The sequence below is a fragment of the Gulosibacter sp. genome (assembly GCF_052090685.1).
Classification (GTDB): Bacteria; Actinomycetota; Actinomycetes; order Actinomycetales; family Microbacteriaceae; genus Gulosibacter.
In genome coordinates this window covers 23,498-43,389 of sequence record NZ_JBQDBE010000025.1, presented here as the reverse complement: position 1 = coordinate 43,389, position 19,892 = coordinate 23,498, and the positions used below count along the sequence as shown (strand labels likewise).

The window sequence follows — 19,892 nt, the reverse complement described above, 5'->3', positions numbered from 1 at the left end:
AGCGATTAAAAGCGGACACGCCCACCATCAACAACACTTACAGGACACGACCTAGCCGTCACTAACCCCCGGCACCCCCCCCGGAAATCTTGGTCACAAACGCTCGCTCCCCGGGCGGGGATGGTCACATATGTGACCAAGATTTCCCCGGGGCGGGACGGGGCGAGGTGCGGGGTTAGCCGCGGTACGGAAACCCGTGCGGGAGCTCGGCTACCGAAGCGCTAAGACGATCCACGCGGGCTTGCCGAGTCATGATGCCCTGGTATTCGCGGTCGCGGCGAAGTACCGCGACGCCGAGGATAAAAGTCTCCGCATCCACATCCGGAATCGGATGCACGTGGGGACGCACCTGACGTGCGATGTCGCCCGCGAGGTGTTGACGAGCACGAGGATCAAGGCGGGTCGCCTGGCGGAAGAAGTCGTGCATTTTACGAGCGGAGCGGTCCGGCAGTTTCGACACGTCAGCGACCTGCGCCCACCCCGCGAGCGATGGCGGAAGTTGCAGATTGAGCGGAAACGGACGGTTCACCCGCTCAAGCTGCGCATAGGTGCCCGCGAGCATATCCCCCAACCGCTTCGCACGCGAGTTGAGCAGTCCCGCAAGCAGCGCTCCGGCACCGAGTGTGACGTAGATCTCGAGCAGGCCGACAAGACCACGAATGAGCGCGTGGCGAAAACCGATCGCGCCGCCATCATCCCGGACCACACGCAATCCGAACGTCAGTTTGCCCAGTGACCGCCCGTGGGAAAGGGTCTCCACGACCACCGGTACGAAAATCATCCAGAGGACGAGCCAGACGATTTGGATGACCGCGATCCACGCATCCTCAAACATCACGCCGGTAGCGGTGATGTAGCTCTCAAGGAGCCACCCAAGGGCCAGGAGGGACACGAGATAGCCGCCGATAACGACAATCGCATCGATGAGTGCGGAACCCGCGCGGCTCACGAACCCGGCGGGTGGCACCCCGAGCGCAACGCCCTCGCCGATGACAATCTCATCGTCTTCATAGCTAACGCTGTTCGCGGTTGTTGCGGTCACCATGCCATCATTGCATCACATGGATATCGACGCGTACTCCTCAGCGCACCACGACGACTGGCAGCGGTTGCGTGATCTGTCGCGCAGCCGCAACCTCAGCGGTGCGGAATCCGATGAGCTCATTGCCGGGTACCAAAACGGTGCGACCGACCTTTCGGCGTTGCGAACGACCTATGGCGAGACTTCCGAGACGACTGCGTTGTCGGTCACACTCTCGCAAGCGCGGATGCGGTTCACACGGATTCGACGGAACCCACTGTTGGTATTGCGCGAGTTTTTCGTGGAACAGCTGCCCGCGTCCCTATACCGCGTGCGGTGGTGGACGCTCGCTGCCGCGGTATTGACCATCACGATCGGCGCGCTGTCGTATATCTGGCATATGGCGAACCCGGAACTGCTGTCTTTCTACGGCACCGAAGCGGGCTTGCAGCAGTATGCCGAAGAAGACTTCATCAACTACTACTCGGAGTATTCCGAGTCTGCGTTCGCGGCGCGAGTGTTTACGAATAACGCGTATATCGCACTGCAGTGTATTGCGTTCGGAATCACCGGCATCTGGCCGATCATGGTCATCATTCAGAACGCGGTCGCACTCGGGCAGTCGGCTGCGGTACTTGCATCCTTCGGCCACCTTGACGCATTCTTCCTCTGGATCGCACCGCACGGGCTGCTCGAACTCACCATGATCTTCGTGGCCGCAGGCGCTGGCTTCGCGGTGTTCTGGTCCTTCGTGGTGCCGGGGAATCGAACTCGGATGGAGGCAGTCGGTCGGGCGGGGCGAACGCTCATCATCGTCGCGATCGGCACCACGATCTTCCTCTTTATTTCGGGGCTGATTGAGGGCTTCGTGACTCGCCAAGACTGGCCCTGGGCGATCAAGATCGGCATCGGCGCGCTCGCGCTCGCGAGCTATCTCGCGTATTCACTCGTGCTCGGTCGGCGCGCGTATCGGGCTGGCCATGACGGCGACCTCCGCGAATCCGAGGCGGGGTACCAGCGCGTCCACGCGGACTAACTATGCCTCGCTCGCGGATCACTCTGGTGGTGGCCGTGGTCGTCGCGGTCTCGATTGTCGGCGGCTACTTCGTCCACGCAACGTTCTTCCAGGATGCGCGGGCCCCAATTTCGAAGCTCGTACTGAGTCCGGGAGCTGACGCCACCGAACTCGGCCTCAACTGGTTCACGAACGCGAATCTGCCTGAACAGGTCCAGATTGTGCCAATTGAAACCCTGCCGGTTGAAACCGCGACGAGCCAAACGGCATCCTCGCGGGCAGAAGTGGCGGGGGAGCCTTCGACTCCCACAAGTGGCGCGATTCCGGCCGACTATGCGTTTCCGGAAAGCGCTGCTGCGACTTTTGCGGCGGCCATGACGCCACTTGAGGGCGAGCTCGCGCAAGCCGGTCTGTGGGACAGCGCGTTCAGCGCGAAGGCCACCGTGACCGGCCTCGTACCGGGTACGAGCTATGCCTACCGAGTCGGTGCCGCAGAAAGCGGCTGGTCACCGGTATATCGCTATACCGTTCCGGACGAGACCGAAGGCTTCAGCTTCCTGTTCTACGGGGATGCGCAGCTCGGTTCGCGCTCGATTCCAGAATTCCTGCGGGATGTCGGTCTCGAGCGCGACACCGAGGGTTGGCAGGCAAGTCTCGCGACGTCCCTCGAAACGTATCCCGACGCATCCTTCATGCTCAGCTTGGGCGACCAGATCAACGGTGAATCGGTCACCACGCAGCCCGACGACGTCGCCCTTGCGGCCCAGTACGAGGCGTATTTCGAACCCGAGGCGCTTCGCGAGCATCCACTCGCTGTCGTGCCGGGGAATCACGATATCCGTGTCGAAGGCCACGATGCCCACTGGCACATGCCGAACGTGAGCGAGGACCGTCACTATTGGTTTACGCGCGGTGGGATGCTGTTCATCGGCTTGGACTCGAATATCGACACGGGCGGCACGGTGAGCGAGGAGCAGGCCGCGGCCCAAATCGCCGAACTTACCGAGTATCTCCGCGAGGTCGTCGACGCCCAGGGAAAGGATGCCGACTGGATCGTGGTCGCGATGCATCAGAGTCCATTCGGACAAGGCTTGCACTACGGTGACGGTGACGTCACAGCCCTTCGCGAGAACTTCGCCGCCGAGCTTTCCGCGGCGGGCGTCGATCTCGTGCTTGGAGGCCACGACCACATCTATACGCGCACCCACCTCATGGAAGGCAACGTTCCCGTCGTTCCGGAAGAGCCGGCGGCGCCGCGCGACACTCTCGTGCCTGAGTCGGGACACACTCTCTACGTCACCGCGAACTCCGCAAGCGGCTCAAAATTCAACCGATTCCGCGATTCCACCGGGATCGACAACCGCGATCACGTCGACTACGACCTTATGCATCCTTCCACCGCCGTCTGGCAGCAGGACTACACGGCCGATTTCGGCGCGATAGAAGTCACCGAAACTGCGCTCACGGTCACGGTGCTCAACACCGTGGACGCCTCGCTCGTCGACGAGGTGACGCTGCTGCGCTCACCTGTCGATGCGTGACGCATGGGCCGGACAATACCGGTGCGCTCGCGCTCGGGAGCTATTTCGCGTATTCATGCGCACAAGCGGTTTATTCACTCGAGGGCCATTTGGTTGCCCCGAGGGGTTCACCTGCAAGGCCGAACGTAGATGGCGGTATTCTCCCTCTCTACTAAAGGATTGTTTGTGAATCGTTCAATTCGCAAGCGCGCGACGATTACGGCAGCCGCTGTAATCGCATCTGCTGCGCTATTCATCCCAACTGCCAGTTTTGCCGCCGTGGCTCCAACCGTCGTTGAAACCGAGACAAACCCGGTATCGCACCTCGGTCTGAACCCCGGTGCCAACGAAACGCAGCTCAACTTCAACTGGTTTACCAGTTCGGCCACCGCCGAGCAGGTGCAGATTGCTCCGGCATCCGCCCAGACTGGCGAGGAGTTCCCCGCCACCGAAGCGGTTATCTTTGACGCCGAGATGACTGCCGACAACGACCAGGGGCTGACCACCGCGAAGGCGACGGCAACCGGTCTCGAAGCGAACACCGAGTACATCTACCGTGTCGGTAGCGAAGAGGGTGGCTGGTCGCAGACCTACACCTATTCGACCGAGGGCTTCGGCGGCGACTTTAATTTCAACTTCTTCGGTGACGCGCAGATCGGTTCGGGCTCAAGCTCGAAACTCGGCGAAGGCGGCGGGCTCGAACAGGATGCTCAGGGCTGGTACGAAACCCTCGACGCTTCGGTCGAAATGTACCCGGATGCGTCCTTCCTCTTCAGCGCGGGTGACCAGATTGACGGCTACGGCGATGACGGCGATCTCGAATCGCTGCTTGGCGATCGCGACCCACAGTACGACCTGTTCTTCGCCGAGGGTGCCGATGTCCTCCGCGAGGTGCCGCTCGCAACGCTCTCTGGCAACCACGACGACGAGGGCTGGACGTACGACGAGTACTTCAACATGCCCAACGCGGACGACCGCAGCTACTGGTACGAGCACAATGGCGCGCTCGTCATCGGCCTCGACATCAACACGATTTCGATCTACGACTACTTCGAGCTTGGGCAGCTCGAAACGGATGAAGAGCGCGCCGAGTTCCTCGCGGGACTCCGCCCACAGATCGAAGCGGGAATCGACCGCGCCACCGAATACACCGAATCGATAATCGCGCAGCAGGGTGACGACGCGGACTGGATCATCGTCGGTTTCCACCAGAGCCCGTTCAGCCAGGCGAACCACTACTACGACCCCGATATTGAGATCATGCGCGAGGGCTTCACCCAGTCGCTTTCGGATGCGGGCGTCAACCTCGTGCTCGGTGGCCACGACCACATCTACACCCGAACTCACCTCATGGAAGGCAGCACCCCGGTTGTTCCGGATGCGCCAGCGGGCCCCGGCGATGTCCTCACGCAGGAAGATGGCCAGGTCCTCTACCTCACGGGCAGCTCCTCGAGCGGTTCGAAGTTCTACGACTTTATGGACACCAACGGTGTCGATGATCCCGAGCTCGTCGACTACGACCTCACTCACGACTCCACCGCAATGTGGAGCCAGGACTACACGGCAGACTTCAGCAACATTGCGATCACCGAAGACTCACTGACCGTGAAGGTACACAACACTCACGACGGCTCGCTTGTAGACAGTGTTGAGCTGCGCAAGCCCGACGCGGACAACGGTTCGGATGACGACGACGCCAATGGTTCGGAGGACGCCGGTGCGCAGGGCGACGACGACGCCAACGGTGACGACAACGGCTCTGGCACCGCCGAGCCATCGTCGACCCCGACTGCGACCGAAGACAACGGCGCGAACGGTGCCGGCGGCACCGATGGCAACGACGGTGACGACAACGGTGCGGGTGACGCGAAGGGCGACGATAATCTTGCCCAGACCGGTGCGAGCGACATGATCATGGTCGGCGCAGCGGCACTTGCCCTTCTCGCGGGCGGTGCAACGATCTACTTCATTCGCCGGCAGCAGGCATAGCCGACAATAAGCATCCTGCTGCCGCGATTCCGCGCGCAGTACGAAGCAATCAATGAACAAACTGGGTGGCACTCCAAATGGAGTGCCACCCAGTTTGACGTCAGCCAGCGTGCTGCTGGGTGCATTCGCGTCTGAAAACAGCCGGATGCGCCGAAGAGCCTCGCCTACAACCGCCCAGCCTTCTTCAACTCGAGGTACCGGTCCGCCACCCGCGGCGGCAGGTCGTAGGGCGTCGCCGATACCGCATCCGCCCCGAGCCGGGTAATCGTACGACGCACCTGTTGCGCGTCGAGCAGTGCCCGCTCGGCAGCACCGGCGCGCAAAACCTCGTCACGATCGGACATTTGCTCGGCAAGTTCGGCGGTTTCTGGGTCGGTGACCGATGCGACCATCACGAGATGTTGGCGCGTAATCGACGGCAGCATCTGCAGCAGTTCACGCGAAGTGCCGAAGTTATCGGCGGTGGTCAGCAGCACCACGAGCGCGCGATGCGTGGTGACTTCCCGCACGAGGCGCGGTACCGATTGCCAATCCATTTCGATCAGCTCAGGCTCGACGTTGGCCATCGAATCGGTGATCTCCGACAGCAACCGCGACCCTGACAGTCCCTGCACGCGGGCGCGAACACGCTGGTCGTAGGCCACGAGATCCACTCGGTCACCGGCACGAGTGGCAAGCGCAGCGAGCAGCAGCGCCGACTCAATCGCAGTGTCGATCCGCGCTTCATCTTCGATACGTGCGGCGGCCGTGCGGCCGGTGTCGATCACGATGATTACCCGACGGTCGCGCTCGGGTCGCCAGGTACGCACCACGAGATCCTGTTTACGCGCAGTCGCGCGCCAGTCGATCGAGCGCACGTCATCGCCGCGGACATAGTCGCGCAGCGAGTCAAACTCGGTTCCTTGACCGCGCACCTGCAATGTGGTCTGCCCATCCAACTCGCGCAGCCGCGCGATTCGCGATGGCAAGTGCTTCCGCGAATTGAAGGGCGGCAGGATGCGCACTCGGCCGGGCACCTTGAGCACGGCTTGGCGGGCGGTGAGGCGAAGTGGTCCCCAGGAACGGATGACGACGAACTCGCTGCGACGGTCACCTCGGCGCCAGGGCGTCAGCACGGTGCTGACCGCGCGACGCTCGCCGACCGGTACCTGCACCTTTTCCCGCATCCGCGGTGCGCCAGCGGAGGGCTCCCAGCCATCGCGCACAACCGCGCGCAGATCCCGCGGTCCCACGTTGGTGAGGTACAGGGTCGAAGTGACGGTGTCGCCGAGCCGGCTTCGCTCCGGAAGGTCTCGCTCCACCGCGACGCGACGGGCGGGAGCGGCCAGGAGCCAGTCAAGAATGCCGAGTACCAGCCAAATCGCGATCACGATTCCGAGCGTGCCGAAGGCACTGCTGGGGGAGGTGCCGAAGAGCATGACCGGCAGCAATCCCAGCAGCAGCACTCCGACGTAAATACCGCTGATGGCCATTATTAGATCGGCACCTGCACCTGCTGCATGATCGAGCGCAGAATCGAGTCACTCGAAACGCCCTCAATCTCTGCTTCGGGCTCAAGGGCGAGGCGGTGACGCCAGGTGGGAAGCACCATCCGCTGCACGTGGTCCGGAGTGACCGCGTCATATCCGTAGAGGTAGGCGCTCGCTTTGGCCGCATTAAGCAGGGCTGTGGCACCGCGAGGGGAGACTCCCATCCGCACCGACGGCGACTGCCGGGTCGCACGGGCAAGATCAACGAGATACGCGACAATATCGCCGCTCACTCGGGTTGCGCGCGCCTCTGCCTGTGCGGCACGCAGTTGTTCGGCGCTGAGCACTGTGCTCACACCCGCAGCCGCGAGATCCCGCGGGTTGAAGCCCCCGGCGTGGCGACGCAGTACCTCAATTTCGGCGTCGCGCGGCGGCAAATCGAGCACCAGCTTGAGCAGGAATCGGTCAAGCTGTGCTTCGGGGAGTGTGTACGTGCCCTCGTACTCGATCGGGTTCATAGTCGCGGCCACCATGAACGGTTCAGGCAAGGGTCGCGTGACACCGTCGGCCGAGACCTGACGCTCTTCCATCGCCTCGAGGAGCGAGGACTGCGTCTTTGGCGGCGTGCGGTTGATCTCGTCTGCGAGCAACAGGTTCGTGAACACCGGACCCTCACGGAACTCAAAGTCGCCGAGCTTGTTGTTGTAGACCAGCGAACCGGTGACGTCACCCGGCATCATGTCCGGTGTGAACTGCACGCGCTTCGTGTCGAGCGCGAGCACTTGGCTCAGCGTTCGCACAAGGAGCGTCTTTGCGGTACCGGGCACACCCTCGAGCAGCACGTGGCCGCCCGAGAGCAGCGCGATCACAAGGCCTTCGACGGCCTGATCCTGGCCGACGACAGATTTCGCGACCTCGCTCCGAACCTGTCCGAGCTTTTCGCGGATCTCATTCGTCATGCTCGTTACCCTGCTTTCCCTTGTTAGTGGCGTTGTTCGTGTCGTGTCGAGTGGTGGATGCTCTGGTCGGCTTGGTGCGGCCGGTCGTGGCGCGGACGCGTCGTTCAAGTTCGGCGACTGCGTTGGCGAATTCGACGAGTTCTCGGTCGGTTTCTGGCTCGGCAGCGAGTAATACTCGATGCGCGTGATCCAGCGATACTCCAGCGAGCCCTGCGGTCGCGGCAATCACCTGTTGTGTGGATGCGTTGTTTCCGAGCCCGGCGAGGTCGGCCAGTCGCGAGATGGTACCGATGCGGATTGAATCGAGTGCGCGCAGCCGCGAATTGCTCGCATCGTAGAGCCGCGCCCGACCCTCAAGGGTTTCATTCGCGGGAACCGTGACGGGAAGCCGTTCGGTCACAAGTGGACCGAACCGGCGACCGCGCCAGACTACGACCGTGAAACCCGCAAGGTAGATGAGCAGCAGCGAGGGCAATAGCCACTGCGGAATATAGGACCCAAAGGAGGGACCTTCCGAATAATCTGCCGCGTTCGGGGTGTACCAGACGAGCTTGTCATGGGCACCGAGCACATTGATCGCCATGGCGGCATTGGCGTCGGAGACGATCTGCTCATTGGTGAGATTTGATGGAGTGCCGAGGACGACGATTTCAACGCCATCAACCTCGCCGATCACGAGCGCATAGCCATCTCGGACCGGGTAGCAGCCGGATGCATCATCTGTCGGGGTGAATTCGCGCCCACCCAGGTTGGTGATTTCGGGGGCGTTCGCAGCGAGGGCATCGGGACACGTCCCCACCTCAGAAGATTCAGCGGGGAAGGTCTCGGGCATGTCCTCGTTGATGACATTGCCGTCGGCATCGGTGCGCGGCTCAAAATTGCCCTTATAGGATGCGACCTGCTCGGCGACCGCTTGTGAAGGTAGGGATGTGGAGAGCACCAGGAAACGGTCGGCCCCGGACGCGAGGAGTGCTTCCCAATCTTCGGCTTCGAGCGCGTAATACGGGTCCTCCACGACGAGCGTTGTGGATCCGTCTTCACTCATGACGAGGTCGAGTTCGGCGAGCGATTCCGCGTGAGTAAATTCAACACCCTGGTTTGCGATGGTGTTGACCAGGGCCTTGCTGCCGTTTGGTGTGGCCGATGACGGGTCGAGAAAGCGATCGGAGTTAATCGACAAGCCGCCGTATGTCGCAATGGTCACCCCGCCCACAAGCAGCAGAATAAGCACACCCCAAACCCAGCGCTGGTAGCGCTGCCACCACTGACGCGCATTCGGCGTGAGCGATTCGGCAGCGTCGGTTGGTGTTGCACTGTTTGCCGCGGTTTCTTCCGTGGCCGCGGTTCTTGTGGTCGTGGTCATCCTGCCACCTGATTCGCGGGCAGGAGGGATGCTGGTCGGGAGCTCTCGAGACGCTGGTCCAGGCCCCGGACCTGCTCGTAGACGGAGCTATCCGTGCGCTTATCGAGGTATCGCACCGCGTCAAAGGCGTTCGCGGCACCACGAAGTGCCGGTGATTCATTCGGGAACGGTTTCGTTGCTGCCTGGGCCACGCCCTGTGCGGTGGTTCCGGGGCGAAGCGCGATGAGCGTGCGGTCGCTCAGTGAGCGGCTGATGGCGCGGAAGCGTTCGGTAATCGCGAGATCCCAGTTGCCCTCGCGTGCGGCGGCATCGGCGGCGGCACGTAGTTCCGCAGCTGTCCGATTGTCGTCATCGAGGAAGACCGACTGGTTCGCGGCACGTCGGCGTGCGACAGCCTTGGGGCGGCCGAAAATCACGATCAAAATGACAACCAGGATGATCGCAATAATGATGAACACCCACGCAGGATTGATGCCAAATGCGCCTGAACCATCCACGACAAAGAGTGAGGAAAGCCACTCCCACACGTCATTGAAGAACTGATCGATTGGATTTGGCTTTGCATCCTGATACTCGCTTCGTGCGAGTTCCTCGATGAGCCAATCGCGGGCGGCGTCCTCGTCGGGCTCGAGCGGAGGCGCTTCGGCAAAAGTGTACGGAAGCGTCATAACTAGCGGTTGTTATCCGATGCGTTGTTGGTGGGGCTCTCATCGGAACGCTCACCGCTGTTATTCCACTTGTCGCGGTTGACCCAGCTCTCCGTGGACTGGTCGCTGCTGTCAGCACCGGTGTCTGCGTCGGTGCTGGAGTCCGGACCATACGGCGAACTTGGTGCAACCGGGTCAACCTGCTGGTTGTCGCCTGGCTGCGACTGCTGGTTGCCGTGCGGGTGAGGAGCCTGCTGGGCTGCTGAGCCATACTCGGGTACCCCAGCTGTGTATCCGGGTGCTGCCGATTCATTTCCGGGCGCGCCGTAGCCTGGCGTCCCATACTCCGGTGCCGGGGAGCCAGGAGCAGCTTGCTCTTGAGTCCCGTATCCCGGTGTTCCATAGCCCTGCGCACCATAGCCTGGCGTCCCGTAGCCCTGCGCGCCATAGCCGGGTGCTCCATACTCCGGTGACCCGTAGCCCGGTCCCGGGTAGCCGGGGCCCGAGGAGTAGCCGGGGCCCGAGGGGTAGCCGGGGGCCGGGTATCCGGGTGCGGTGTTCGCGTATCCGGGCTGTCCAGCCGGCGCACCATACGGCTGCGGTTCCGGGAGCGGACCAAGGTCGGGTGCAAGCCAGGGATCCTTTTCAGGTTCCTGACCCTCGGCGTATTTCTCCATCGCATTCTGGAGGTGAATATTGAGTCCCTCTTTACGCATCCTGAGATCGGTGTACATAATCGCCGCATTGCCGGTGATGAGCACCTGGCCAATCGCCGCGACGAGCACGCTCAGCAACACCGTGACCACGATGATGACAATAAGGAACGCGATGAACGCGCCCTCCTGACCTTCTGCAATGCCGCCGGTTGGCGCGACGAATGCACTGATGAATCCCATCAGGAAGCCCATCACGCTGCCGACCACCTGCGACATGACCTGAACAATCAGCTGCAGCAGGATGATGATGCCGAAGGTGCGCCAGAAATAGCGCTTCGAAAGACCCCACGACCTGCGGATCGCCTGGATGGGCCCCATCTTCTCGAGCACAATGGCGGGCAGCGTAAACGTCAGTTTGGTAGTGATCCAGATCATCGCGACGACGGCGCCGAGCGACAGTGGCACCACGACGATGAGCGCGATCAACAGCGCTACGACGCCGGAGGATTCTGCCATCCACACCGCCAACGCAATGATCCCCACGAACACGGCAGAGACGACCAGCATGGCGACAAACATCAGGCCGAAGTAGCCCAGGATCGGCCAAATTCGCGACCACGCCATCCGCAGCGTCTCGCCAAGTCGAGCCTTTCGACCGAGGACGCTCTTGGCCACGACTTGAATGATGACCACCTGCAAGAGTGCCGAGCCGATGAACGAGAGGATGAGCCCCGGGATCATCGAGAGCAATAGCCAACCCGGTAGCGCGTTGAGAATCATGGCCTCATCGGCACGGCTGGCCATGCTGATCCGGTTAATGTTCCAGACCGCAATGATTGTTGGGAGCCCTGCCGCGATGAGCGCGGTGACACCCTGCACGATCAGTGCGGCGCCGATCGATACTCCGGCATTCGTGCGCAGGAGTTTAAAGGTACTGCCGAAAATCTCACCAAAAGACAGCGGTCGTAGCGGGATGAGACCGGCCTTTGGTGCCGGCGTCCACCCGTTCGAGGGGGGAACCTGCTGGCCAGAACTTGCGGTGTCGTAATCCCACGATGCCGCGCCGCCCGGATAGGCGGGCTGCTGATAGTTCGGATTCGGAACGTCCTGCGGAGAGTGCTGATCAGTCACCGAAGTATCGTCGCACACACGACTGGGCACAGCGCCAACATCACACGTTTGGAGGCAGCAACAGGGTACTCTGGCATGAGGAATGCTGCGGTGGCCTGCGGCAAAATAGACGCAGTCGAAAAAGAACGAGGGGTTTCGGGTTGTCCGATAAGATTCTGGTTGTAGATGATGACACCGCGCTCGCCGAAATGATTGGCATTGTGCTTGGTGCCGAGGGCTACGCACCGGAATTCTGCGCCGACGGTGCAAAGGCTCTCGATCGCTTTCACGAAGTCGACCCCGATCTCGTCCTGCTCGACGTCATGCTGCCGGGAATGGACGGCATCGAGATCTGCAGCTTGATTCGTGCCGAGTCGGGCGTGCCGATCATCATGCTCACCGCGAAGTCCGACACGACTGACGTCGTTCGAGGGCTTGAAGCGGGCGCAGATGACTACATCGTCAAGCCCTTCAACCCCAAAGAGCTCATCGCGCGCATCAAGACTCGACTTCGCTCGACGCCGAGCGACAATACGGAAATCATTCGCGTGGGGGACCTCGCCATTAACGTTGCCGCGCACGAAGTGCTGCGCGATGGTGAACCAATCAACCTGACGCCGCTGGAATTCGATCTGCTGCTCACACTGTCTTCGACTCCGAATAAGGTGTTTAGCCGCGAGGAACTCCTCGAACAGGTCTGGGGCTACCAGTACAAGGCCGATACTCGACTCGTGAACGTGCACGTGCAGCGTCTGCGTGCCAAGGTCGAGATCGACCCGGATCACCCCAAGATTGTGACCACGGTGCGTGGTGTTGGCTATCGCGCCGGGCACACCCCCGCGTAGCGCATGGCACGATCCTGGTTCAAACGATCTCGGAAGGAACGGCAAGAACCCGAAGCCGAGGCCGAGCCGATCACGCTTGCGCCGAGTCTGGGCAGTGACGACGACATAGGTCGCCCCGATAACGCCCCCGGCAAGTGGTGGCGACCGAGCGGATTCTTCGCGAATATTCGGCACCTGTGGGGCACCTCGCTGCCGTTTCGGACGACCCTGATCGCCGTCATTTTAACGACCGCCACTGTGGTCATTGTGGCCATCGTCATGGGAAACACGATCGCTCGTGACCTGTACACGAGCCGCACGAACCAGGTGCTGCAGGAAGCCGAATACGCCACCTCGAATGCGCAAGCGACCTTTGATACCGGGATCGAAACCGACGAACTCGCGATCACCGCGCTTCGACAGCAGGCACTGGATGCGGCCCTCGCCCAGGCCCCAAATGCTGAGGGATTCGCGTTCTATCGTTCCGAAAGCATGTCGAGTGACGTCGTATCGCTGCAGGACATTGCGTCCCAAGGCGTGCCGCCGGATCTTGTCAGTGAAGAGCTCCGCGAGGCCTTACAAGAAGACCCCGGAATCGCCGCGTACCAGTCCGTAGCGTTGGAAGGGGAGGGCAATCGTGCCGAACCCGGCCTGGTCGTCGGCTCGACCCTGAACGTCCCAACCGCGGGAACCTACGAGCTCTATCTCGTGTATTCCATGCAACCCTCGCAAGACACGCTCGATTTCGTGCAGCGAACGCTGACCGTGTCGATGGCGATTCTGGTGTTGATGGTGGGCACGATTGTTGGCGCAATTATGCGCGCCGTGATCCGACCCATTCGAATCGCAGCCCAAACTTCGCGAAAGCTTGCTGCCGGGCGGCTTGAGGAACGCATCCCGGAACGAGGCGAAGACGATATCGGTACGCTGGCGCGATCGTTCAACGACATGGCCGATAACCTGCAGCACCAGATTGAGCAGCTCGAGGACCTCTCGAAGGTACAGCAGCGATTTGTCTCGGATGTGTCCCACGAGTTGCGCACGCCGCTGACGACTATTCGCCTGGCGGCCGGCATCGTGTATGCGAAGAAAGACGAGCTCGACGCGACGCTGTCACGCTCGGCCGAGTTGCTGCACGATCAGATCGAGCGATTTGAGTTGTTGCTTGCCGACCTGCTCGAGATCTCTCGCTACGACGCGGGTGCGGTGCAGCTGCTGCGGAACCCCAATGACCTCATTGTGATTGCGGAAGACGTGATTGGGAGCATGACCCAGGTCGCGCTCGAGCAGGGCGAGGTGCTCATCCTTCGTGCCACTGCCGGCAATATTGAAGCGGAATTCGATGAGCGTCGAGTGAACCGCGTGGTTCGGAACCTCGTGGCAAATGCCATCGAACACGGTGAGGGTAAGCCCATCCTGGTCTCTGTGGGTGGGAACGCCACCGCAGTAGCGATTTCTGTGCGTGACTATGGCGTCGGGATGACTGAGGAACAGCAGACGCAGGTGTTCTCGCGCTTCTGGCGCGCGGACCCCTCCCGAAAGCGCACCATGGGCGGTTCGGGCCTCGGCCTCGCGATTTCCCAGGACGATGCGCAGCTTCACGACGGGCGGCTCGAACTCTGGTCAGTTCCCGAACTCGGCTCAAACTTCCGGCTCACACTGCCGCGGCAGATCGGCCAACCGATCGTGTCCTCACCACTGCCGCTGATTCCTGATGACGCCGGCGCGAGCACCTATACGGTGGATGCGAACGATCGCCGAACGCGCGCTTTTGATGACCAGAGTGTTGATACACAGCCCATCGACTTGCCGCTGAACGGTCACGACAATGCGGATCAGTGGGAGTACCTCGCCTCCACCGACCCCAAGACTGGCGCGATCGCAATCGACCGCAACCCGCAAGAGCATCGCAACCGGGAGGACGACCAATGAAGCCGCTGCGTGGATCCCTCGTGACGATGCTTGCCGCTGTCCTGGTAGTGGTGATGACGGCCTGCGCACACATCCCATTTTCGGGTCCGGTAGAACGAGGCGACCAGCAGGAAGAAGAATCCCCGCAAGGCATCCGCTATTTCCCGGCGGGTCCCACCGACGGCGCCACCCGGGAAGAAATAGTGCAGGGCTTTATCGAAGCCGGTACCGGGATGCAGAATGACTTTTCAACAGCCCGGCAATACCTCACGGGTGAAGCGGCAGCGAACTGGGACCCGAATGGCAATGTGGTCGTCACCGAGGGGCAGGTGTCCATGAAATCCGAGACCGATGACGAAGTGGTTGTCTCGGTCCCCGCCTACGGCAATGTCAATGCGAGCGGCGTATATGAAGAATCAATTTCGCCGAATACCCAAACCCTTCGATTCCGATTGCAGAATGTTGATGGCGAATGGCGGATCTCGCAGGCACCTGACGGCATCATTCTGATTCAACAGGCCTTCACCGACCTGTTTGAACCGCGCACACTCACGTTTTTCGATGGTGCGCAGCAGTTCACCTCGCCGGACCTGCGCTGGTACCCGGATGACAACCAGGCAGCCACTCGTGCGGTCGAAGGTCTCCTGGGCGGGCCGGCCGACTGGATGCTGCCGGGAGCTGCCGTGACGACGGCCTTCCCCAACGGCACCGGATTGCTCGGACCTGTTCGCATGAACGGCGCGGTCGCGATTGTGAATTTCTCAGATGCGCTCTCCGAGACTTCCGCCGGTGCCCTGTCACTCATTCGGTTGCAACTCGAGCAAACGCTCACTTCCTTCCCCGACATCACGGGCGTGGAATTGCAGGTGAACGGCGCTCGGCTTGACGTCGCGCTGCCGAGTCCGGAAGACGTTATTACCTCACCGCAAGTGAATTCATCACCGCTGGTGCAGCAGGACGGCACCCTCGGCTATCTCAGTGGTGGCTCGATTAGTCCGCCCGAGGGAGCCGATACCGTGTCTGCCGAAGTGCAGCGACTTGAGCCGATTCGCGGCGCGCTCTCCGCATCCCGCGGCACGGTGGCCTTGCTTACGGAGGACGGCACCTACGCAATGCGCTTCGAGGATGAGCAGGCCACGTTCATCGACGGCCGCGGCGGTCAGGTGGAACCGGCACTCGATAACTGGGATTGGGTGTGGTCGCAATCGACCACGCAACCGGGCCTCTACCTCACGCGGATCGGCGAGTACTCCACCTTCCAATTGGCTCTCCCCACACAGATCGCCCCCGATTTCGTCTCGCACCAGATTTCGCGGGACGGGACTCGAATCGTGTTCCTCTACGAGGCAGACGGTGGCGTGGAGCTCGCGGTTTCGCCGATCGTGCGCGATGAGAACGGCACCCCCACCCAAATCGGCGATCCGATCGTGCTCCCGGTCCCAGGTGAGCAGCCCAATGACGTGGCCTGGGTGGATTCGAGTTCCGTGGCGATGCTCGTAGGAAGTAGCGAAGGTACCACCGATGTGCGGCTCTACCAGGTCGGTGGCTCCTTCACGACGCTGGGCAGCATCCCTTCGGCAATGCAGGCCGCGGGGTCAAACACTCTCGCCGGGATGCGCGTGGTTGACCGGCAGGGCACCCTCTACGCCCCGCGCGGTACCCGCTGGCAAGCATCCGAAGTGATCATTACCTTCTTATACGCGCAGGTATAGCTACCGACGCGTATCCATAAGTGACGCGGCAATCCGAACTTGTGGAAATCTCGGCCGCAGATCCACTCGACCGTGCCACGCTGCAGCTATGGGTGGAGAGATTGCGGCGATACGCGAGGCTCTCGCCACCCTGTTTCCAGTGGCTTGTGGCGGTTGCCAAGCGGCGGATTCTCGAATCTGTCGTGACTGCCTTGACGCGCTTCGAGAGGCAGTGTCGCCGCAGGTGGTTACCATTCAGGATGCCCTCGCCGGTTCATCCTTGAACGTGACGACCGCGATGCCCTACGCGCCGGTACTCCGGGCAGTGCTCGAGTCATACAAAGAGCGTGGCCGGGTCGACTTGGCCCGTGAACTATCGGCGCTGCTTCGACTCGCGCTGCGAGAACACATGTGGGCACGATCGAGTAGCGAAGCAACCCTGCTCATTCCCGTCCCATCACGACGAGCCGCACGCGCACGCCGCGGTTATGACCACATCCAACTATTGCTCGAACGCGCTGTGCCGAAAGCGAAACCCGTGGCCGCACTCAAACACGTGCGCAAAGTTGCCGACCAATCATCGCTTGGCCGCGACGAGCGCGCGGCGAATCTAAACGGTGCATTTGTCGCAAGTGAAGCGGTGCGGGGCCGACGCTGTTTGATCGTGGATGATTTGGTCACTACCGGTGCGACCCTCTCGGAAGCGGCACGGGCGCTTCGAGCGGTCGATGCAACCGTTATCGGTGCCGTGGCAATTGCACGAGTGGAACGCCGATATCACATGAAATAGGTCGGAATATTGCCAACAGGCGAATTCTCAAGGTCGACTCGGAATACGACGCATATGATGGAAAGACACACACATTCCAGACCGGGTGTGGCTCAATATTCCGCACCCGAGTTCCAATAGAGGAGGGTGAGATGGACGTCACCATCAGCGGCCGAAACACCGAAATTCCCGACCGATTTCGCGAGTATGCGGATGAAAAAGTCACTGCGAAGGTGCAGCAACTCTCCGGCCGAGCCCAGTCCGTCGAGGTGAAAGTTAAGCGCCGCACTGACCGCGCTGGCAACCACCTCGATCGAGGAAAAGTCGAGATCACGATCTTCGGGCCCTTCCCGACGATCCGTGCGGAGGCCGAAGCTGGCGACAAATACGCAGCTTTCGACATCGCTCTCGACAAACTCGTCGAACGCTTGCGCCGTGCGAAGGACAAGAAGAAGGCTCACCGTGGCCAGAGCCTTGCCGAAGCAACAGCAGGTGACTTTGCGGAACTCGACATCGTTCCCGCAGATACGGGCATTATTGACGTCGTTTCGGGCAGGGCCGTTCCCGCCGCCGCAGTTGAATCGGACGGTGACGGCTATGAGGACTACAGCCCCATTGTGATTCGTGAAAAGGTGTTCGCGCCCAAGACGATGACCCCCAATGAGGCAGTGGACCACATGGAACTGCTGGGTCACGACTTCTTCCTCTTCATTGAGGCGGACACGGATCGACCCGCTGTGGTCTACCGTCGTCGTGGTTGGGACTACGGTGTCATCGCGCTCGGTGATGAAGATGAGGCTGCGGTCGCTGAGGAATCGACCGCTTCCGCTGTCGTCCAGTAACTCCAGTTGCAGCGTGAACCGCTGCTGACTGAACTACTCACGGTGGCCCTCCGAATATCGGAGGGCCACCGTTTTTGGTACGCCCCAGCTCGCCGTTTTGGTTCTGCTCCAGCTCGCCGTTCTGAAAAAGTGCCACGATGGGCGCGACACGCGACGACACGCCCGGCAAAATCCATCCCGTGGCACTTTTTCAGGTCGCGGCGGGACGCCGAGTGCGGCAACACCACGCTGCTTTGAAACTTGGAACTAGTTGGGATTTGCATGGAGCACAGCGGTCTTACTTGGAAATCTCGTGGACCGTGCGGCGTGCTAGCCAACATAGCCTTCAATCGATATTGCCTATGGTCTATACTGGTGATATGTCATGGGATGTTCGACTCTGGCTGGATGTTGAGACGTGGGTCCTTGGGCTGGATGACGAGACCTACAACTTGGTCGCGGCAGCGATATCACGGCTGGAGACTAACGGGCCCACGCTTGGGAGGCCGACCGCTGATCGGATTAAGGGTTCTCGGCATTACAACATGAAGGAACTGGGGCCCGGTTCGGCCGGGCGTAGTGAAATCAGGATTCTGTTCGCTTTCGATCCGAAGCGCAGAGCGATCTTGCTCGTCGCTGGAGACAAGGCTGGCAAGTGGAAGTAGTGGTACCGCGAGAACATTCCGATAGCCGATGACAGGTTCGATGAGTGGCTAATGAACGATGAGGAGTGACATGAGCAGCAAGACGAAGACCGCCGCATGGAGTGACGTTCGTGCCAAGCGTCCCATCGAGGATGATGCCGTTGCCGAGCATGTGGCACGGATGGCAGCCGAAGAGCGCGCTTACAGGCTTCGCGAGATCCGTGAGGAGCAAGGAGTTACCCAGAAGGAACTCGCCGATCGCATGGACATCACGCAACCCACGATCTCTGCATTAGAAGCCGGGGATCTCGACCGTTCTGGGCTCGCCACTCTCAAGTCCTACGTTGAAGCACTCGGCGGTACCGTCGAAGTCACTGCCACATTCGGCAACCGAAAGCTCCTGTTATCCCCGCAGGATTAGGTCCTGCGGTCCTCTGAACTTAGGCAGTTTCCGGCTGCCGGTGATGCGAGAGTGCGCGGACCGCTTCGGTGAGCGTCTCCCGGAGCGGCGTATGCGTCACTCCCAACTGCGTACGCGCATCCGAATCATCGACAAGAAATGGCGCGTCGAACTGATATGCCGCGTCACGAATCCCTGCCATTGCCGGGCTAACGAGCGACAGGATGCTCAGCAGCGCTCGCGGCATTTTTCGGATCCGTGGGGGAGCGCTGACGGGGATTCTGTTTTCGTCCGCTGAGATTTCCAGTGCTTGTGCCGCAAGTTCTCTGATCGTGCACGCCGGCGCATTCGGAACATGCCAGGGGCGGCCCCACATCTGGGAGTCGGTCGTCGCACGCGCGAGGAGCGCACCGAAATCGCTCACGGCGGTCCAGGTATGCAGTTGGTCAGGATCTCCGACGATGGATGCGGTCTTGCCTTCGAGTGCGGGACGAAGTAGCCGTTCGCCGCCGTGCGCGTTCTCGCCGGTGTGTGGGCCGATATAGTCACTGCCGCGCACCTCGACCGTACGGATGCGCCCTTCGGTGTGGGCTTCGAGGGCTGCTTTCCACACTGCCGCGCGCACGCGACCATTGCGATAGTTCGCCCGAAACTCATCACTCTCTTTGAACGGTGTCGCGGATTCCCCGTAGGCATAGAGATTGCCCGCGATTACGAGCGTCGCATCCTGCTGTTTGGCCGCGGCGATGAGGTTCTCAATCGCCGGTGGCCAGTGCCGGTGCCAGGCGCCGTAGGGGAAATTGCAGCAGGCCACAATTGCGTCAGAGTCGGGGAACTGGCTGGTGCTCCCTGGTGCGGTGATGTCGACGGCGACAGCGCTTGCTCCAGGAATCACTGTGGCGGAGCGGGTGACAACGGTGACCTCGTCGCCGCGATCCAGAAGTGCTCGGGTAGTGGCACGACCGAGTGGGCCGGCGCCGATGACGGTGATGCGGGACATAATGGCCTCCTACTGACCGATAGTGAACAGTGTTCACGCTTGCATATCTAGTATGGTGAACAGTGTTCACGCCTGTCAATAGT

The 19,892-nt window shown here is 61.3% G+C and carries 17 protein-coding genes; 10 read left to right on the top strand and 7 right to left on the bottom strand.

All coding sequences use genetic code 11. The features are described from left to right. Positions 1-175 precede the first annotated feature (175 nt). Positions 176-1,045, bottom strand: a complete 870-nt coding sequence (locus tag ACTHXA_RS13710) for an RDD family protein (protein WP_441673324.1) — start codon at positions 1,043-1,045, stop codon at positions 176-178. A 16-nt stretch (positions 1,046-1,061) separates the two neighbouring features. Here ACTHXA_RS13710 and ACTHXA_RS13705 point away from each other — a divergent pair, with 16 nt between their 5' ends. The 3 genes from ACTHXA_RS13705 (at position 1,062) to ACTHXA_RS13695 (ending at position 5,545) form a co-directional block, all read left to right on the top strand. Next, positions 1,062-2,057, top strand: coding sequence for a stage II sporulation protein M (locus ACTHXA_RS13705; protein ID WP_441673322.1), 996 nt, complete (start codon positions 1,062-1,064; stop codon positions 2,055-2,057). A 2-nt stretch (positions 2,058-2,059) separates the two neighbouring features. Beyond that, complete coding sequence (locus tag ACTHXA_RS13700) at positions 2,060-3,577, top strand: fibronectin type III domain-containing protein (protein WP_441673320.1); 1,518 nt, start codon at positions 2,060-2,062, stop codon at positions 3,575-3,577. A gap of 165 nt (positions 3,578-3,742) precedes the next feature. Continuing rightward, positions 3,743-5,545 (top strand): fibronectin type III domain-containing protein, encoded by a 1,803-nt coding sequence (locus ACTHXA_RS13695; RefSeq protein ID WP_441673318.1) that lies wholly within the window; start codon positions 3,743-3,745, stop codon positions 5,543-5,545. Positions 5,546-5,709: 164 nt separating this feature from the next. Here ACTHXA_RS13695 and ACTHXA_RS13690 read toward each other — a convergent pair whose 3' ends face one another. From ACTHXA_RS13690 to ACTHXA_RS13670, 5 genes are read right to left on the bottom strand one after another with little or no spacing between them, the layout of a single operon-like run. Continuing rightward, the gene (locus ACTHXA_RS13690; protein WP_441673317.1) at positions 5,710-7,017 is read right to left on the bottom strand and encodes a DUF58 domain-containing protein; all 1,308 of its coding nucleotides are present in this window, start codon (positions 7,015-7,017) and stop codon (positions 5,710-5,712) included. Between the two features lie 2 nt (positions 7,018-7,019). Next, positions 7,020-7,973 (bottom strand): AAA family ATPase, encoded by a 954-nt coding sequence (locus tag ACTHXA_RS13685; RefSeq protein WP_441673315.1) that lies wholly within the window; start codon positions 7,971-7,973, stop codon positions 7,020-7,022. After that, positions 7,963-9,336, bottom strand: coding sequence for a DUF4350 domain-containing protein (locus tag ACTHXA_RS13680; RefSeq protein WP_441673313.1), 1,374 nt, complete (start codon positions 9,334-9,336; stop codon positions 7,963-7,965). The genes ACTHXA_RS13685 and ACTHXA_RS13680 overlap by 11 nt, the downstream gene beginning before the upstream one ends. Next, positions 9,333-10,004, bottom strand: coding sequence for a DUF4129 domain-containing protein (locus ACTHXA_RS13675; RefSeq protein WP_441673311.1), 672 nt, complete (start codon positions 10,002-10,004; stop codon positions 9,333-9,335). The genes ACTHXA_RS13680 and ACTHXA_RS13675 overlap by 4 nt, the downstream gene beginning before the upstream one ends. A 2-nt stretch (positions 10,005-10,006) precedes the next feature. After that, positions 10,007-11,770 (bottom strand): glycerophosphoryl diester phosphodiesterase membrane domain-containing protein, encoded by a 1,764-nt coding sequence (locus tag ACTHXA_RS13670; RefSeq protein WP_441673309.1) that lies wholly within the window; start codon positions 11,768-11,770, stop codon positions 10,007-10,009. Positions 11,771-11,910: 140 nt separating this feature from the next. Between ACTHXA_RS13670 and mtrA the strand changes: the two genes are divergently transcribed. The 7 genes from mtrA (at position 11,911) to ACTHXA_RS13635 (ending at position 18,830) form a co-directional block, all read left to right on the top strand. After that, positions 11,911-12,594, top strand: coding sequence for an MtrAB system response regulator MtrA (gene mtrA, locus ACTHXA_RS13665; protein ID WP_441673307.1), 684 nt, complete (start codon positions 11,911-11,913; stop codon positions 12,592-12,594). Between the two features lie 3 nt (positions 12,595-12,597). Further along, entirely contained in the window at positions 12,598-14,505 is a 1,908-nt protein-coding gene (gene mtrB / locus ACTHXA_RS13660) for an MtrAB system histidine kinase MtrB (RefSeq protein WP_441673305.1), read from the top strand. After that, positions 14,502-16,196 (top strand): LpqB family beta-propeller domain-containing protein, encoded by a 1,695-nt coding sequence (locus ACTHXA_RS13655; protein WP_441673303.1) that lies wholly within the window; start codon positions 14,502-14,504, stop codon positions 16,194-16,196. The genes mtrB and ACTHXA_RS13655 overlap by 4 nt, the downstream gene beginning before the upstream one ends. 88 nt (positions 16,197-16,284) lie before the next feature. Beyond that, positions 16,285-16,965 (top strand): ComF family protein, encoded by a 681-nt coding sequence (locus ACTHXA_RS13650; protein WP_441673301.1) that lies wholly within the window; start codon positions 16,285-16,287, stop codon positions 16,963-16,965. A 131-nt stretch (positions 16,966-17,096) separates the two neighbouring features. Then, the gene (hpf, locus tag ACTHXA_RS13645; RefSeq protein WP_441673299.1) at positions 17,097-17,786 is read left to right on the top strand and encodes a ribosome hibernation-promoting factor, HPF/YfiA family; all 690 of its coding nucleotides are present in this window, start codon (positions 17,097-17,099) and stop codon (positions 17,784-17,786) included. 359 nt (positions 17,787-18,145) lie between these two features. Beyond that, positions 18,146-18,430 (top strand): type II toxin-antitoxin system RelE/ParE family toxin, encoded by a 285-nt coding sequence (locus tag ACTHXA_RS13640; protein WP_441673297.1) that lies wholly within the window; start codon positions 18,146-18,148, stop codon positions 18,428-18,430. 70 nt (positions 18,431-18,500) lie between these two features. After that, on the top strand, positions 18,501-18,830 hold the full coding sequence (locus ACTHXA_RS13635; RefSeq protein ID WP_441673295.1) for a helix-turn-helix domain-containing protein: 330 nt from the start codon (positions 18,501-18,503) through the stop codon (positions 18,828-18,830). Between the two features lie 19 nt (positions 18,831-18,849). Here ACTHXA_RS13635 and ACTHXA_RS13630 read toward each other — a convergent pair whose 3' ends face one another. Beyond that, complete coding sequence (locus ACTHXA_RS13630; protein ID WP_441673293.1) at positions 18,850-19,809, bottom strand: NAD-dependent epimerase/dehydratase family protein; 960 nt, start codon at positions 19,807-19,809, stop codon at positions 18,850-18,852. Between the last annotated feature and the right edge of the window lie 83 nt (positions 19,810-19,892).

What these genes read in the sequence shown, in the direction of transcription:
- ACTHXA_RS13710 (WP_441673324.1), bottom strand. Translation starts at nt 1,045, where the DNA reads ATGGTGACCGCAACAACCGCGAACAGCGTTAGCTATGAAGACGATGAG.
- ACTHXA_RS13705 (WP_441673322.1), top strand. Translation starts at nt 1,062, where the DNA reads ATGGATATCGACGCGTACTCCTCAGCGCACCACGACGACTGGCAGCGG.
- ACTHXA_RS13700 (WP_441673320.1), top strand. Translation starts at nt 2,060, where the DNA reads ATGCCTCGCTCGCGGATCACTCTGGTGGTGGCCGTGGTCGTCGCGGTC.
- ACTHXA_RS13690 (WP_441673317.1), bottom strand. Translation starts at nt 7,017, where the DNA reads ATGGCCATCAGCGGTATTTACGTCGGAGTGCTGCTGCTGGGATTGCTG.
- ACTHXA_RS13685 (WP_441673315.1), bottom strand. Translation starts at nt 7,973, where the DNA reads ATGACGAATGAGATCCGCGAAAAGCTCGGACAGGTTCGGAGCGAGGTC.
- ACTHXA_RS13680 (WP_441673313.1), bottom strand. Translation starts at nt 9,336, where the DNA reads ATGACCACGACCACAAGAACCGCGGCCACGGAAGAAACCGCGGCAAAC.
- ACTHXA_RS13675 (WP_441673311.1), bottom strand. Translation starts at nt 10,004, where the DNA reads ATGACGCTTCCGTACACTTTTGCCGAAGCGCCTCCGCTCGAGCCCGAC.
- mtrB (WP_441673305.1), top strand. Translation starts at nt 12,598, where the DNA reads ATGGCACGATCCTGGTTCAAACGATCTCGGAAGGAACGGCAAGAACCC.
- ACTHXA_RS13655 (WP_441673303.1), top strand. Translation starts at nt 14,502, where the DNA reads ATGAAGCCGCTGCGTGGATCCCTCGTGACGATGCTTGCCGCTGTCCTG.
- ACTHXA_RS13650 (WP_441673301.1), top strand. Translation starts at nt 16,285, where the DNA reads ATGGGTGGAGAGATTGCGGCGATACGCGAGGCTCTCGCCACCCTGTTT.
- hpf (WP_441673299.1), top strand. Translation starts at nt 17,097, where the DNA reads ATGGACGTCACCATCAGCGGCCGAAACACCGAAATTCCCGACCGATTT.
- ACTHXA_RS13640 (WP_441673297.1), top strand. Translation starts at nt 18,146, where the DNA reads ATGTCATGGGATGTTCGACTCTGGCTGGATGTTGAGACGTGGGTCCTT.
- ACTHXA_RS13635 (WP_441673295.1), top strand. Translation starts at nt 18,501, where the DNA reads ATGAGCAGCAAGACGAAGACCGCCGCATGGAGTGACGTTCGTGCCAAG.
- ACTHXA_RS13630 (WP_441673293.1), bottom strand. Translation starts at nt 19,809, where the DNA reads ATGTCCCGCATCACCGTCATCGGCGCCGGCCCACTCGGTCGTGCCACT.